Source organism: Mesorhizobium sp. M5C.F.Ca.ET.164.01.1.1, assembly GCF_004792125.1.
Taxonomy (GTDB): domain Bacteria; phylum Pseudomonadota; class Alphaproteobacteria; order Rhizobiales; family Rhizobiaceae; genus Mesorhizobium; species Mesorhizobium wenxiniae.
In genome coordinates, this window is record NZ_SRTG01000652.1 from 1 (window position 1) to 278 (window position 278).

General features: G+C 66.5%; 1 pseudogene. It reads left to right on the forward strand.

Going from position 1 to position 278, the window contains the following annotated elements:
- Nucleotides 1-278, forward strand: a pseudogene (locus EN807_RS35150) (urea ABC transporter permease subunit UrtB); the annotation flags it as partial.

Genomic DNA, 278 nt, shown 5'->3' on the forward strand with positions numbered 1-278 from the left:
CATCCGCTTCCTCTACGGCCGGCCGCTGGAGACGCTGCTTGCGACCTGGGGAGTCTCGCTGATCCTGCAGCAGGCGGTGCGGACCATTTTCGGGCCGACCAACCAGGAGGTCGGCAATCCGTCCTGGATGTCGGGCTCGTTCGACATCGGCCAGCTGGCCATCACCTGGAACCGGCTGTGGATCCTGGTCTTCGCGCTCCTGGTGTTCGGCGTGCTGCTCTACGTCATGAAGCGCACGCCCTGGGGTCTGCGCATGCGCGCAGTCACCGCCAACCGCC